Annotated in this window: 13 protein-coding genes; 5 read left to right on the top strand and 8 right to left on the bottom strand. The window is 32.8% G+C overall.

Features of this window, described 5'->3' with window-relative positions:
- Positions 1 to 24 precede the first annotated feature (24 nt).
- Complete coding sequence (locus tag Q0E86_RS00065; RefSeq protein WP_295753941.1) at positions 25 to 1,317, top strand: MATE family efflux transporter; 1,293 nt, start codon at positions 25 to 27, stop codon at positions 1,315 to 1,317.
- 41 nt (positions 1,318 to 1,358) lie between these two features.
- Here the strand turns inward: Q0E86_RS00065 and larD are convergent, their stop codons facing one another.
- Both larD and larA read right to left on the bottom strand, forming a co-directional pair.
- On the bottom strand, positions 1,359 to 2,069 hold the full coding sequence (gene larD / locus Q0E86_RS00060; protein ID WP_295753940.1) for a D/L-lactic acid transporter LarD: 711 nt from the start codon (positions 2,067 to 2,069) through the stop codon (positions 1,359 to 1,361).
- An 18-nt stretch (positions 2,070 to 2,087) separates the two neighbouring features.
- Positions 2,088 to 3,365: a nickel-dependent lactate racemase gene (gene larA / locus Q0E86_RS00055; protein ID WP_295753939.1), complete on the bottom strand. Its 1,278-nt coding sequence runs from the start codon at positions 3,363 to 3,365 to the stop codon at positions 2,088 to 2,090.
- Between the two features lie 136 nt (positions 3,366 to 3,501).
- Here larA and Q0E86_RS00050 point away from each other — a divergent pair, with 136 nt between their 5' ends.
- Positions 3,502 to 4,158: a Crp/Fnr family transcriptional regulator gene (locus Q0E86_RS00050; RefSeq protein ID WP_295753938.1), complete on the top strand. Its 657-nt coding sequence runs from the start codon at positions 3,502 to 3,504 to the stop codon at positions 4,156 to 4,158.
- A gap of 55 nt (positions 4,159 to 4,213) precedes the next feature.
- A complete protein-coding gene (locus Q0E86_RS00045; RefSeq protein ID WP_295753937.1) occupies positions 4,214 to 4,756 on the top strand; it encodes an ECF transporter S component in 543 nt (180 codons plus the stop codon).
- Between the two features lie 51 nt (positions 4,757 to 4,807).
- Here Q0E86_RS00045 and Q0E86_RS00040 read toward each other — a convergent pair whose 3' ends face one another.
- The 3 genes from Q0E86_RS00040 to Q0E86_RS00030 all read right to left on the bottom strand — a co-directional run bounded on the left by Q0E86_RS00040 (position 4,808) and on the right by Q0E86_RS00030 (position 9,082).
- Positions 4,808 to 5,173 carry a hypothetical protein gene (locus Q0E86_RS00040; RefSeq protein WP_295753936.1) on the bottom strand — a complete coding sequence of 122 codons (366 nt, stop codon included), beginning with the start codon at positions 5,171 to 5,173 and terminating at the stop codon, positions 4,808 to 4,810.
- Positions 5,154 to 7,241 (bottom strand): response regulator, encoded by a 2,088-nt coding sequence (locus Q0E86_RS00035; protein ID WP_295754059.1) that lies wholly within the window; start codon positions 7,239 to 7,241, stop codon positions 5,154 to 5,156. The genes Q0E86_RS00040 and Q0E86_RS00035 overlap by 20 nt, the downstream gene beginning before the upstream one ends.
- A gap of 83 nt (positions 7,242 to 7,324) precedes the next feature.
- Complete coding sequence (locus Q0E86_RS00030) at positions 7,325 to 9,082, bottom strand: diguanylate cyclase domain-containing protein (RefSeq protein WP_295753935.1); 1,758 nt, start codon at positions 9,080 to 9,082, stop codon at positions 7,325 to 7,327.
- A 98-nt stretch (positions 9,083 to 9,180) separates the two neighbouring features.
- Between Q0E86_RS00030 and Q0E86_RS00025 the strand changes: the two genes are divergently transcribed.
- Complete coding sequence (locus Q0E86_RS00025; RefSeq protein ID WP_295753934.1) at positions 9,181 to 10,386, top strand: serine dehydratase subunit alpha family protein; 1,206 nt, start codon at positions 9,181 to 9,183, stop codon at positions 10,384 to 10,386.
- Positions 10,387 to 10,411: 25 nt separating this feature from the next.
- Here Q0E86_RS00025 and Q0E86_RS00020 read toward each other — a convergent pair whose 3' ends face one another.
- Positions 10,412 to 10,606, bottom strand: coding sequence for a hypothetical protein (locus Q0E86_RS00020; protein WP_295753933.1), 195 nt, complete (start codon positions 10,604 to 10,606; stop codon positions 10,412 to 10,414).
- Between the two features lie 18 nt (positions 10,607 to 10,624).
- Positions 10,625 to 11,029 carry a hypothetical protein gene (locus Q0E86_RS00015; protein ID WP_295753932.1) on the bottom strand — a complete coding sequence of 135 codons (405 nt, stop codon included), beginning with the start codon at positions 11,027 to 11,029 and terminating at the stop codon, positions 10,625 to 10,627.
- 242 nt (positions 11,030 to 11,271) lie between these two features.
- Here Q0E86_RS00015 and Q0E86_RS00010 point away from each other — a divergent pair, with 242 nt between their 5' ends.
- Positions 11,272 to 12,459 carry an ATP-binding protein gene (locus Q0E86_RS00010; protein ID WP_295753931.1) on the top strand — a complete coding sequence of 396 codons (1,188 nt, stop codon included), beginning with the start codon at positions 11,272 to 11,274 and terminating at the stop codon, positions 12,457 to 12,459.
- 12 nt (positions 12,460 to 12,471) lie between these two features.
- On the opposite strand, the gene Q0E86_RS00005 is transcribed toward Q0E86_RS00010, so the two are convergent.
- Positions 12,472 to 14,394, bottom strand: a complete 1,923-nt coding sequence (locus Q0E86_RS00005; protein ID WP_295753930.1) for a response regulator — start codon at positions 14,392 to 14,394, stop codon at positions 12,472 to 12,474.
- Positions 14,395 to 14,541 lie beyond the last annotated feature (147 nt).

Below are 14,541 nucleotides of genomic sequence, written 5' to 3'. Positions count from 1 at the left end.
GTTTACACTAACATTGGTGATTTTATGTTGAAACAATATCTTAAGTTTGTCATACCCTCTATATGTTCGATGGTGATCTTCAATCTATATACATTAGTGGACGGTATATTTGTGGCTCACTATGAAGGCGATACGGCATTAGCTTCTATAAACGTGGCAAGTCCATATGTCACAACGATTTTCTCGATTGGAGTCTTATTTGCGATTGGATCAAGTACGGTAATGTCCATCTATCGTGGTGCAAGTGAAGAAAGAAATATGCATGAAGTATTCACAATGAACACTATAACGATTTCTTGTGTAGCTCTATGTATTGCGGTTTTGTCTTTTATAAATTCGCATCATATTACAGAATTTCTAGGTGCAAACTCAGATGTATTTGATTATGCAGATACCTACATCAAAGTATTATCGTGCTTCTCCTTCTTCTATATTGTATCTTATTGCTTTGAAGTTTTATTAAAGGCCGATGGCTTTCCTCAAAAATCCATTATGGGTATTTGTCTAGGTGCTGGCACAAACTTACTTCTTGACCCTTTATTTATGGGACCTTTGAATATGGGAATTGCAGGTGCTGCCTTAGCGACTGGTTTATCACAACTTGTGACTTTCTGCTTCTTCTTTTATCATTTTGCGTTTAGTCATAAATCGCATTTCCATTTTGTGAAGGCAAGCTATCCTTGGCATGAATATTCCCGTATTCTTGCATTAGGATTGCCAGATTGTATTTCTGAAATTTCTCCTGGCATTATGATTACAGTATTTAACTATCGTATCAATCAATTACTTGGAACAAATGGACTCGTGACTTTTACCGTACTTATGTATATCTATAACTTAGTGTTGATGGTGATGGTTGGAACAAGTCAGGGAACACAGCCATTAGTGAGTTACTATTATGGTCGAAAAGATAAAAAAGCTGTTTCTACCTTGCATAAATATGCACGTGTATTAGTATCTTGTGCTGGTGTTTTATTGTTCTTAGTTGTCGAAATTTTTGCGCCAGCTATTACTTCGTCCTTTATCCCAAAAGATACAGCCAATTACTTTAGTACGATTACAGCTCTACGTCAATTTAGCTTTGTCTTTTTGATTATGGGACATGTCGTCATCACAAGTGGTTATATGGTTGCTTTAGAAGAGCCAAGAAAAGCTTTTGTACTATCCATTTCTCGTGGTATTCTTCTTGTCTTATTGTCTCTATTTATTTGTACAACACTATTTAAAGAAAATGGGATCTGGATCAGTTGTACTATTTCAGAAACATTCTGTTTAGCTATTGCGCTATATGATTTAAAAACACAAAAGAAAATATAAAATAAGACAGATATTCAGTTGAATACCTGTCTTTTCTAATATTAAATACCTAAAAATAAATGGCAGAATAAAGCTGCAAGTAATGCACCTACAAAAGGAGCAATTCCAGGAACTAATAGTCCATATTGCCAATCATTATTGGCTTTATTTTTAATTGGTAATAATTGGAATGCCAAACGAGGCCCTAAATCACGAGCTTGATTCATCGCAAAACCTGTTGTTCCACCAAGACCCATACCAACAGCCCAAACAATTAGTCCAACACCAATTGGTAATTGTGTTTCATATTTTGTGGCAACTGCTAAAATAGCACTCAAGAAAATTGTAGTGGCAATGGTTTCGACCAAAAAGTTTCGTGGTAGATTTCTACAATTTGGATTCGTAGAGAAAATATTACGAATGGCAATTGGATTTACATTTCCTTCGCTTTCTGTGAAATGATCTTTATACATGACGTAACAAATCATAGCTGCTACGACTGCGCCTAAAAATTCGGCAATGCTGTATGGAATAAAGCATGTCCATGAAAGCATACCTAAAGCACATTGGGCAAGCACCATGGCAGGATTCATACAAACTCCACCAAAAATATATAGACATACACTGATGCCAAAGGCCCATGTCGTAATCGCAAAGATGTGTCCACTTCCGTGATATTTTGTGTTCGTCAAAACTTCATCGCAATGTACTCCCACACCAAATAAAATCATTAATCCTGTTGATAAAAATTCCGCAATTAAATTGTGTAACATAAATTCAAATTTCCTTCCTTACATATTTACAACGACACCCAAGCCATCAGGAATGACGGCAACTTTGGCATCTTTACCTTTTATTTCAAATGCTTTTTCTAAAGCTTCATCTACAGTTGTAGCTAGATCCATATGCATATCTTTTACTAGTTGAGGATCTACTAAATCCGAAACCAAAATCACTTTGTGATGAGCTAGAATACGTGCACAGATTTGCGATGTCCATTGATCTGGCACTGTTTCTAAGCGAGGTGTATGAATGGCTTTTTGTTCAAATTCTTCTGGATCTTTTACATCCGCAATATTGTGGTAGAATCCAATTCCTCCATGTCCATCACGACATCCTGCAATCATAATGATAATGCCATCTGGATTTAATGTAGCTTCAGCAGCTGTCATACCTTTAATGGCTTGATAAATATTTTGATCCAAAGGATATCCACCATTCGTACTGATTGCGATATCGCAATTGACTTTATTTACACTTGCCAAAGAACGAACAAAATCACAACCTTTTTCATGAGCTTTTTCCATATCTCCTGCAAATGAGCCAATAATTTCATGATTTCCATTTAATACAACATTGACAATGAAGGCTAGTTTTGCCGTTCTTGCTGCATATACCATATCTTCATGAACTAGATTGTGCTGCAAATTTCCTGGACGAGACATTTTATCATTGATAAATTCACCACTGTGATTTGCCATGATCGTTTTATAAGATGCGATACCAGGCAACACAGATTTTCTTCCTCCAGAGAATCCTGCAAAGAAGTGGGCTTCAATAAATCCTTCAGAAATCAATAGATCAGCTTCGGCAGCTACTTTATTAATAATGCAGTCGCCTCCGCTTGGTAATTGTCCAATTTTTACCATAGAAGAATCATCTGTTGATACGTGCATAACGATTTCTTCATTTTTAACGATTTCTTCTCCATATTTAGCTACAAGCTCTTCATGTGTACTTTCTCTATGGAATCCAGTCGCAACTAAAATACGAATACGTGCATCGGGTGATACACTGCGAATTCTTCTTAAAAGAATGGGTGTAATAATTTTTGAAGGTACAGGACGCGTATGGTCTGAGCTAATAATGACAATATTTTTCTTTCCCTTAGCAAGCTCTTCTAAACTTTTAGATCCAATTGGATTGTTTAACGATTGTTCCACAATTTCATTTTCAGAAAGTGTAGTTTTATAATCACTTTGTCTTCCTTCAAGAACACCTGCTAGATTTTTATCTTCTAATTTGATTTTCATTTGACCTTTATCATAAGGCACATTCATTTCAAACATTTTTATCTCTCCTTTTTTTTCCAAATTAATATAATCCGAATTAAAAAATTGCGGAACCTCATTTAATGTTAACATTTGTTGTTTCGCAAATTTTGGAGTATTGTTATAATTCGGAACTGGTAAAGGAGAATTGAATATGGACAATGCGTATTTACTCAATTTTTTAGAAGAAAAAAATGTGCCTACCATTCAGAAAAAGAGGCACACTTATTTGGCATATTATGGGCTTGAACAACAAGATACCTATGTGTTAAAAGAAGGTGTAATTAAGACAAGTATCATTCTGCATGATGGTCGTGAATTTAACATTTCTTATATCAATACACCAGATATTATTTCTTTATTAAAAGATGAAGTAAGTCAATATACATCCGCTCCATTTAATGTTCGTGTTGAAAGCGATGTGGCCACATTCTATAGAATTCCTAGAGTATTATTTTGGAGGTATGTCAATCAAGATCAAAAACTACAAGACTATGTCAATGCATATTATCGAGAAAAATTAACGGAAGCTATTTTTCGCCAACAAATTATGATGATGAATGGAAAAACAGGTGCGATATGCTCCTTCTTATATCAGTTAATTCCATTGTTTGGTCGTAAAGTAGAAGCAGGTATGCTTATTGATTTTCAAATCACAAATGACGATATTGCAGGATTTTGTGGAATTTCCACTCGAAACAGTGTGAGTCGAATTCTTTGTAAGTTAAAAGAGGAAGGCGTCATTAAGATTGTGAATCAAAAAATATTAATTCTTGATATCGATTATTTCAAACAATATATACAATGTTAAATCTTGATATGTCCATATATCTTTACCAAATATTTTTTAGAAGAAGAGGTATTTAATGATGAATAGTATCACCAAAAAATTAGTATCTTGTGCTTTATGCATTGCCTTAGGCGTATTACTTCCTATGGCATTTCATGTGATTCCAAATGCTGGAAGCATATTTTTACCAATGCACATTCCTGTGTTGATTTGCGGATTATTTTGTGGATGGCCATATGGTTTGGCATGTGGAATCATCACACCCTTCATTTCAAGTGTAATGACAGGTATGCCTCCTGCAATGATGTTACCTAAAATGATTATTGAACTTGGTGTTTATGGCCTTGCAGCTGGTTTATGTACACAATATATTTCAATGAAGAATGAAATGTCTAAACTATATGTAAGCTTAATTATTGCGATGCTTGCAGGAAGAATTATGAATGGTCTAGTTAACACATTTATTCTTAGTACACAAGGCTATACATTATCTGTATTTATGAGTGCAAGCTTTATTACTTGCCTTCCAGGAATCATTATTCAATTGATTATCATTCCTGTTTTAGTGCGTATTTTAAATAAGAGTATCTATAAACAGCCAGAAAAAGTTTTAGCTTAATGAATCAAAAAGACCGAATATTCAGATTTTAATCTGACATTCGGTCTTTTCTTATTGCCGATCAAAATATTTCTTACCCGCATCCGGATTGAAATACGTACGAATATATCCATCGTTGGATACAACCACAAATTCATTGGTATCCTCTTTATAATATACATCATCTCCATCTTCCTTTTCCGTTTTGTACAAGGATTCTGGATCATTCACTACATCACTGGCACTCGATTCATATTCTTCACTGGATGAAAATCCCATTTCTATACCATGTTTTTCATAGTGAGACTCTAATAAGTTCTCATTTCGGAAATGATATTCTTGATAATCAACGACAACTTGTTTATCGCATCCTGTTGGAAGCACAAGTGAGAATATACAAAGGAATAAAAGTAGATATTTATTGATGATTCTTTTCATATTGTTCTTTGTACTCCTTTAAGCTTAATTTATTCGCTCCACCAGTTAGTGTAGGATCATGATATTGACTTTTATCATCTTCCCATCCACAGATTGGACATATTTCATAGCTTCCTGGACCCGATTTAAACGTATATTTTCCACAAACTGGACATTTAAATACTAAAACTTTAGATAGTGTTATAAGTACATTATCCATATCAATTGGTTTTGCGATATAGCCATTCATTCCTATGGATAAAGCTTTTTGTTTATCCTCTTCAAAGGCATTGGCACTCATCGCAACAATTGGAATGTCGCTAAATTTACGGATTTCTTGAGTGGCTTGATAACCATCCATATTTGGCATCTGAATATCCATTAAAATAAGATCATACTTATTTTCTTTAACTTTTTTAACACACGCAATCCCATCATTTACGTGATCTAATATAAAACCATAGTCAGATAAGAGTGTCATGGCAATTTCTGCGTTTAAATCATTATCTTCTGCAAGTAAGACGTGTTTTCCTTTAAAGTCTATAATATTCGTTTCTTGTTTATTCTCTAATTCATTTTCACTAGCTATTTCAAAATGAAATTCTATTCGAGTTGTTGTTCCTTGATTAACTTGACTTGAAATTTCAATTGTACCATGCATTAATTCAACCAAAGATTTCACAATTGATAAACCAAGTCCTGTACCTTTTACACTCGTTTGTGCACCTGATTTTTCTCTTGAAAAATCTTCAAAGGCATGTGGAAGATATTCTTCACTCATTCCAATACCTGTATCTTGAATCATGCATTGAAAAGCTCCGGATTCTACTTCTTCCAAACGAATCAAAACCATACCTTTATCCGTATATTTAATGGAGTTTCCTACAATGTTCAACAATATTTCTTCAAGCTTAATTGAATCACAATAAATATATGGATGTTGAATATTTGTCGTACATTGATACTCTAATCCTTTTTCATGAGCTAATTTTTCAAATACAGAATTCAAAGATTCAATAATCTCAAATATATTACATGCTTTTATATTCAATGTTTCTTTACCACTTTCAATGCGAGCCATTTCTAAAATGGAGTTAATTAAATCCAAAAGGAATTTATTCGAAGAACGAATCTTGGATAGATAGTCTTTTTCTTTTTCTGTATTTCCAATATTCTTTTCCATTAATTCTGTATATCCCATGATCGCATTCATGGGTGTACGAATGTCGTGTGACATACTAAATAAGAAACGAGATTTAGATGCACTTGCTTCTTGAGCTTTTTTTGCCTGTAATTCAATTTGACTTGCATATTCTAAATCTTTTCGATGTCGAATCTCAAATTGAGCAATGGCTGCCGTCACAAGAAAATCGATTAAGATACTTGCGACAACTAAACTTATCATTAGATATTGATTGATCCAGCCTTGTTTTGGAACAATTTCAAAATTCCACTTATTATTTGGAAGTTTACACTTTATCAATAATGTATTTGAATCTATGTCGTTTGTACTTTTTGAAACAATGATCTTTTCATTTGTATTACGATCCTTTTTCCAAACCACAAAATCATAGGATGCTTTTTCTAAATCACTTAAGTGAATTTCATCTAAGAAAACATCCCAGTCAATAACTAGAATGGAAAATCCCCAAAATTCATCATTCACATAGATAGGATCATATAATAGGGCACCTTTTCCACCTTGTTTAAGATTATAAGGACCTTCTAGAGTATATTTCTTTGTATCTTTTGCCAAAGTAGCTGCCTGTTTACGATCACGCTCCCTCAACATATTCATGCCAATTACTTTTTCATTTTCCTTAAGTGGATATACATTTTGAATCACACCATTTGGAGCTAGTTCAATTGTTTTAATGGCAGGATCATCTCCATATAATCTAGATGCGATTGATTGAAAATAGGCATCGTTTAATTCAATGCCCGATTCGATTGTTTTCTTTAAAAATTGCACTTTTTCAATATATGTCTCTAATTTTGTTTCAACACGATCAATGGTTGATTTTACTGTATATTCAGCCTTTAATTTTTCTTGCGTAATTACACTATTTCGGATAAATAAACACGCCATATTTGTCACGAGTGATACCAACACAAAAAGAATTAGGATTCGATAAACTATATTTTTATTATTCATGATCCTATTATAAACCATCACGCATCTTTTTCGTCAAATTTTGTACCATAATGCTCCTGCATAGCTTGACAATCCATGAATAAAACGTAGAACACTCGGCCGAAATGTTCGCTTTCCACAATTCTTCCTTGATCAAGTACTAAAATATAGGTTCCATCGGCTTTACGTAAACTGTAATGGATATAATCATCACTACTTCCACTTTCAATTTGATGCCAAATACTAGTTTCTACCAATTCTTGTTGATCTTCACGAATCAAATTGCGGAAACTTTTATTTGTGCCTTTAAATAATGCATCTAAATTTTCATATCCAGCCATATCCAAGAATTCTTTATTGGCATAGAAGATTTCATCATCCGATTTATCAGCCTTATATATCATAAAGGCTCCAGGTAAATTTTCAGATATGTCATTTAATACAAATCCAAGTTGTTTACGAACTCCATATTGAAATCCTTCTTTATAGGCCATACATCCATTTTTACCATGAAGTTTTACTTCATAAAGAGCTGCATCGGCACAACGCATGAGTTGAGAGCGTTCTGAAGCATTATCTGGATATTCTGCATATCCAAGTGATATACAAAAGGAATATATTTGTCCATGGTAAGTGAATGTTTTCGGTAGTTTTGTGAATTCAATCAACAATTCCTTATATTCATTCGGTAAAAGAATACAGAATTCATCTCCACCATTTCTTCCTAGAAGAGCAGTGGTTGGAAAGAATTCCTGCATACTTTTGGCTAGACTTATTAAAGCTCTATCTCCATAGGCATGTCCATACATATCATTCACAATCTTAAAATCATCCACATCTAACATAGCAGCTACATAATGTGCTTGAGGATTTTTTGAAATCATTTTATCTGCCAACTCATCAAATCCATACCGATTATAAAGTTTAGTCAGTCCATCTTTATGGGCTAGTTCTTTTAATTCGATTCTTCTTTCATCTAGAAGTAATAAAACTTTTGTAAGAATAGTAAGAAGTAGAACAATAATCATTCCACAAACTAAAACTAAGGATACTTCTTTCGTATGATTCCATCCATCTTTTGGCATTACTTCTAATTTCCATTTTTCTTGACCCACAATAAAGTCATACGATTCTGGTTGAATCATTTTGTCCGTAGAGGCATAGACTTCTTTATATTTTTTATTCCAAGGACTTTCTTGTTTTGAAAGTCTATACGTATACCTAAATTTAGATAAGGCATTTGTAGAATCCTCAAACACTTTTGGCACACGAATAACCACAATTGTAAAGCCCCAAAAATATTCTTGTCCATTTTCATCTTCTAAATAAACTGGATTTCGAACCGCAATGCCGGAACCACCTTGTTTCAACTCAAAAGGACCTTGGATAATGGTTGTATGATATTTTTTTGCGTAATTTGAAATTTCACTTCGATTTGAATCATTTAATAAATCAATTTTACCCGCTTCATTTCCTTTATCCGGATAAATTTCTGAGACAACTCCATTGGGTGCAAGTTGCACACTGTGTATAGAACTTGTCATCATGTATTTTGCGATTTTAGAAAAATCATGAATCTGTCCATCTGAATTGATTAAAACTTGTTCTAAAGAATTTGTGATGCCAACTCCATTTTCTAAATCATCCTCTATTTGTTGCCCATACGTTTTCGCATTCATAAGTGCAAGTGTGCGCTGATTATTTTGAATTTGACTATTTATATTATATGTAAATAAGCCCAAAAGACATATTCCTACAAGAAATACAGTTAATGGGACTATTGTTTTCTTCTTCACTTTTTTGTACCTCGGTTATATTTCCAACTCAAGATTATAACACAAACTATAAGTTTAAATGTTAATTTTTGTTGTTGTATAATACGTATGGTGATCGTATGTTAAACAAATTAGAATGTATACAATTATTAAAACAAGATGTAATACCAGCACTCGGTTGTACAGAACCTGTATGTGTTGCCTTATGTTTGGCACATGCTTCAAAAGTATTGGATGAAGAAATCCTTTCTATTGAATGTGATGTGAATATTGGAATCTTTAAAAATGGAATGTCAGCCGGTATACCTAATTTTGAGGATGTGGGATTAAAGTATGCAGCAACACTTGGTGCTTTTTTAAAGAATCCAGAGAAGGGTTTAAAACTGTTTGAAGATATTGATGATGAAATTAAAAATAAAGTGTACAAATTTAAAGATACACAAATACATGTAGATTCAAGTCAAACAGGACTTTTTGTGAAGGGTACAATTCATACTCAAAATCAAACGAGTACTTGTATCATCAAGGATGAACATACAAACGTAATCTATCTTTCTAAGAATAATGAAAACACTTTAAATACACAATCCAGTTTAATTCAAAGTCTTAAACAGATGAAAATTTCTGATATTGTTGATTTAGTCAATGAACTTGATGTTGATGATATTGAATTTCTTTATGATGGAGTCAAGATGAATTTAGAACTTGCTGACTATGCCAAAGATCATAACTTGCCTTTATCAAGTTCCTTTTCATCAAATCTTATATCCATACTAACTTCGGCCATAGAAGCTAGACTTTCTGGATGTCCATTAAGTACGATGTCCAGTTCAGGTGCAGGTACTAAGGGTATTGCCCTCATTCTTCCAATTCATATTGTTGCTGAAGAGGAACATATCGCAAAAGAAAAAGAATTAAAGGCTTTAGCTTTAGGACACTTATTAAATCGCTATATCAATTCTTATATTAGTAAATTATCCCCTATGTGTACTTGTGTCATGGCAAGTAGTACAGCTTGTAGTGCAGCCCTAGTCTATATGTTTGGTGGAAATAAAGATCAGATTGGATATACGATCAAAAATATGACGGGTACAGTTACAGGTATGATTTGTGATGGCGGAAAAGTGGGATGTAGCCTAAAAGTATCTACTGGAACAGTTGCAGCTTTAATTTGTGCAAAAGCCGCATTAAACAACGCTCCAGTAAAGGATAGTGATGGTATTGTGGCAAGCAGTCCAGAAAAGTGTATTCAAAATATGGCTTATCTTTCTAAACATGGAATGAAAGATGTAGATACGACAATCGTAGAAATCATGAAGAAATAAACAAAGCGTAGGATTTCCTGCGCTTTTACTGTAGTATATACATATTTTCTTCAATCAATTGAATGACTTTTCGTACAAACTGTAAGCTTACCAAATCATTGACCTTATGGCCCGTCGTTTCTAACTCACTAATTTCTATAATCGGTAAAGAATACTTTTCTAAATCCTCTTCTTTAATAGGTGTATGAAAAGTATGCCCACATTCTAAATCATAGAACAAGTAATAGTGATATATTGGTTAATCCTTAAGTTCAACATCTCCAAAGTGCACAATGGAATAATCATCATCCATATACTGCCCTTCATAATAGAATTGTTTCTTATACTTTTTGTACTCCTCTACTTCATAACTATAGATTCTTTCAGTCTCATAGCCAATGAATTCTTTGTGGATACAAATGGGTGTCAAAATTTGCAACAACATATCTTTCATGCGATACATCCCTAGTTTCTTTTTTCTAGCTCCATCAATGAATGCTGAATTATCAACATAGCGATGACATCTAGAATACGCTCTTTGTTCTCTTTCTTTATCACGATAGTTTTTGGCTCGTTTATTCACACTATACAAACAATCCACTAACATTTGTTTGGTGATAATTTGATTTGAAAGATTATCACTATATTCTTTTGGTGTTTTCATATTTGTCCTCCGTTTTCTTATAATATTCAAATCTATAATCTGTATTTGAGAACAAATATTTGTACATTTATTATATCATTAAAAATTACTTTTTAGAGAGAAATAAGTCTATTGACAATTTTGCACGATTTTTAACATTATTTTCACTACTATTGACATTTCTGCACAATATTGACATTATTTTCAGTAGCATTGACATTTTTGTACAATTTTGAATATAATTTCAATAGGAGGATATGCATATGATAATTAGAGAGAAATATTTATCAGAAATTCGCCCGTTTTACGATAGTGATTTAATTAAAATCATTACGGGTGTAAGAAGATGTGGAAAATCCATCATATTGGAACAAATCAATACTGAAATTTCAAAAAATTCAACAAATATAATTTATCTTGATTTTGAAGATCGTGCCGTTACATCTAATTTATCTACATGGCAAGACATTGTAGACTATATTGACAACAATCGTGATACAAACGAATTGTGCTATGTTTTCTTAGATGAAATCCAAACAATTGATAATTGGTCTGTCGCATGTAAAACACTTAGAAAACATAATTGTTCGTTATTTATTACTGGATCCAATTCAAAATTATTATCTCGAGAATTCACCAAAGAATTATCGGGTCGCTATGTCGCATTTCATATTCGTCCTTTTGTATATAGAGAATTATATGAATATGGAAAAGAATTAAATAAAGATATTTCTCTAACGGATTATTTAGTATGGGGTGGCTTTCCTAAACGAATTGAATTTGATTCTTTGGAAGCTCAAAAAAGATACTTGAATGATTTAGATGAAACCATTGTTTCAAATGATATAATCAATCGCTACAAAATTCGAAAATCTGAGGATTTTAAAAAGGTTGTTAATTTCATTTTAATATCAAACGCAAGAAATTATTCCGTAAAATCCATATGTGATTATATGAATACGCATGGCACAAAATGCAGTATAAATACTGTCAAGAAATGGATTGGCTATTTAGAAGAAGCTTATATTATTGAACCCATCAAACAATATTCTTCTAGAACAAAAACAGAATTGGAATATCCTACAAAAATTTATAATTGTGATGTTTCGTTAAATTCGATTCGTAAATTAAACAATCGTTATGATTTAACGCATAATCTAGAAAATATAATATACAATGAGCTTATATATATGGGATATAGTCTTACCGTCTATGACAATAAGGGAAAGGAAATTGATTTTCTAGCTCAAAAAGACAATCTAAAGTATTATATCCAAGTGGCATATAGTGTTGCAGAAGATAAAGCGTATGAGCGTGAATTTAAAGCTTTTAATGGTGTTAGTCAAATTGATAAAAAAATCATCATCACAATGGATGATATTGATTATTCGACAAGTAATGTACAACACATCAAATTTAAAGACTTCTTATTCTTAGAAAATTTAAAATAGCGACAATTGCCGCTATTTTTTTAGTACAGATTCAATTGTTTGTAGTAAAGATTGGATTTCAATCGGTTTTGCGACATGTTCACTCATACCTGCATCTAAACAATCTTTACGATCTTCTTCAAAGGCATTGGCCGTAAGGGCAATGATAGGAAGTTGGCTTCGATTATTTGGCAAAGAACGTATAACTTTGCAGGCTTCAAAGCCATTCATTCTTGGCATTTGAATATCCATTAATATGCAGTCGAAACAATCCACCGCATTTTCTTTCACTATCGTTATAGCTTCTAATCCATCTTTAGCACGCATAACTTTAAGACCTTTATCTTCAAGTAGTGTTTGGGCAATTTCAGCATTCAAATCATTGTCTTCTACAAGAAGAATGTGTTTTCCTGTAAGATCAATTTCTTTGTCATCCACCTCTTTGACTTCTTGTTCCTCTACGATATAGCGATGAGGAAGATTTACAACAACGGTTGTTCCTTTACCTTCTTCACTCTCTATACTTATAGTTCCATGCATGAGATCCACCAATTTTTTAACGATTGGCATACCCAAGCCTGTACCGATTACACCAGATTCACTGGATGTTTTTTCTCTTGTGAAGTTTTCAAAGATATGTGGTAAATATTCTTTAGAAATACCGATACCCGTATCTTGAACAACTGCTTTATAGTCGGATAAACCTTCTTCTCTTTCAATTTCTTCTAAAGAAAAAGAAATCGTGCCACCTACATTGGTATATTTAATCGCATTACTCATTAAATTCACATAGATTTCTCTGATTTTTAAAGAGTCCGTTAAAATCATATTGTGTTTAATATTCACCGCATAGTTCAATGTCTGATTCTTTTGACGAATATCGGGTTCAAAAAATTGTAGAAGATTATCACAAGAAGTATAAATATCCCATGGTTTTTCTTTCAATTCTTCTTTTCCACTTTCTATTTTAGACATTTCTAAAATATTATTGATCAAAGAAAGTAAGTATTGACTGGATTCATCAATCTTTTCTAGATAGTTTCTAGAAACTTTTGAATCCTCCCAATGACTTTTCATCAATTCACTAAAGCCAATAATCGCATTTAATGGTGTTCTTAAATCGTGCGACATATTAAATAAGAATGCACTTTTAGCGGCACTTCCTTCTTTGGCTTGTTCTAAAGATTGTTTCAACATTACAAGGTTTGAAATATCGACAAATATTGTAATAATAATACGTTCTCCATTTGGATATTTAAATACTTTTGACTTTGCGAGTGCATGTACTTCATAAGATTCTTTAGGATTGATAATCACTTCAAAGTCAACTGAGCCATCATTTGTTCTTAATGCGATCAAGCAATCATTTGTGGCTGGATCTGGATATTCAAACTTTTTAAAGATTGAACGCATCTTACTTTGCACATCTTCTAAATCGTCTATATGAAATATCTTTAAAGCTCTTTTATTTAAATGAACAATTCTATGTTCCTTTACTGTATATGCGAATACTCCACATGGTAACTCATCTAGAATCTCTTTATAGTAATCATTTTGAGCAACATTTTGATTACGTAATTTCTCATTTGTTTCAGATAGATACGTTTCTACAATCTTATCCTTTTCTAAACGTACAATGTCACTTATATCTTGATGAATACCGGCAATCGAACCATCTTCCATTTTCTTACCTGAACAGCGAATCATCATAACCCCCTTTTCAGGATGTAGAAAACGATACACAATTTCCGTTCTTTCTTCGCTTAATTTTCTAACATATTCACTAAATTGTTCTTGATCTTCAGGATGTACATGTGATAAATGGAATTTTAAGCATTCTTGCGCATCCAGTTTCTTTGATGCGCCAATCAAATCGAAGAAACAATCATCCCCATATAATTGATCATCTACTAATTTCCATGTTCCTATTGAGTTCTCTTGAAGAACTTGATTCATTATTGTGTTCATAAGTCAATTATAATAGCGTTTTCAATGAAAGAGAAGAAAAAAACGTATGAATTCAAAAAAAGCTCCTCTTTTGCAAATGAATGGTAATTATTCGCTTATTTACTGTGCTTAGAGCTCATTGCATCTCGATACCGC

Origin of the sequence: uncultured Holdemanella sp., assembly GCF_934754935.1 — a bacterium.
Lineage (GTDB): Bacteria > Bacillota_I > Bacilli_A > Erysipelotrichales > Erysipelotrichaceae > Holdemanella.
The sequence above is the reverse complement of the archived record's forward strand: the minus strand, read 5'-3'. Positions and strand labels throughout refer to the sequence as shown.

Coding starts and splice junctions, on each gene's coding strand:
- Q0E86_RS00065 (WP_295753941.1), top strand. CDS start 25: ATGTTGAAACAATATCTTAAGTTTGTCATACCCTCTATATGTTCGATG.
- larD (WP_295753940.1), bottom strand. CDS start 2,069: ATGTTACACAATTTAATTGCGGAATTTTTATCAACAGGATTAATGATT.
- larA (WP_295753939.1), bottom strand. CDS start 3,365: ATGTTTGAAATGAATGTGCCTTATGATAAAGGTCAAATGAAAATCAAA.
- Q0E86_RS00050 (WP_295753938.1), top strand. CDS start 3,502: ATGGACAATGCGTATTTACTCAATTTTTTAGAAGAAAAAAATGTGCCT.
- Q0E86_RS00045 (WP_295753937.1), top strand. CDS start 4,214: ATGATGAATAGTATCACCAAAAAATTAGTATCTTGTGCTTTATGCATT.
- Q0E86_RS00040 (WP_295753936.1), bottom strand. CDS start 5,173: ATGAAAAGAATCATCAATAAATATCTACTTTTATTCCTTTGTATATTC.
- Q0E86_RS00035 (WP_295754059.1), bottom strand. CDS start 7,241: ATGGCGTGTTTATTTATCCGAAATAGTGTAATTACGCAAGAAAAATTA.
- Q0E86_RS00025 (WP_295753934.1), top strand. CDS start 9,181: ATGTTAAACAAATTAGAATGTATACAATTATTAAAACAAGATGTAATA.
- Q0E86_RS00015 (WP_295753932.1), bottom strand. CDS start 11,029: ATGAAAACACCAAAAGAATATAGTGATAATCTTTCAAATCAAATTATC.
- Q0E86_RS00010 (WP_295753931.1), top strand. CDS start 11,272: ATGATAATTAGAGAGAAATATTTATCAGAAATTCGCCCGTTTTACGAT.
- Q0E86_RS00005 (WP_295753930.1), bottom strand. CDS start 14,394: ATGAATCAAGTTCTTCAAGAGAACTCAATAGGAACATGGAAATTAGTA.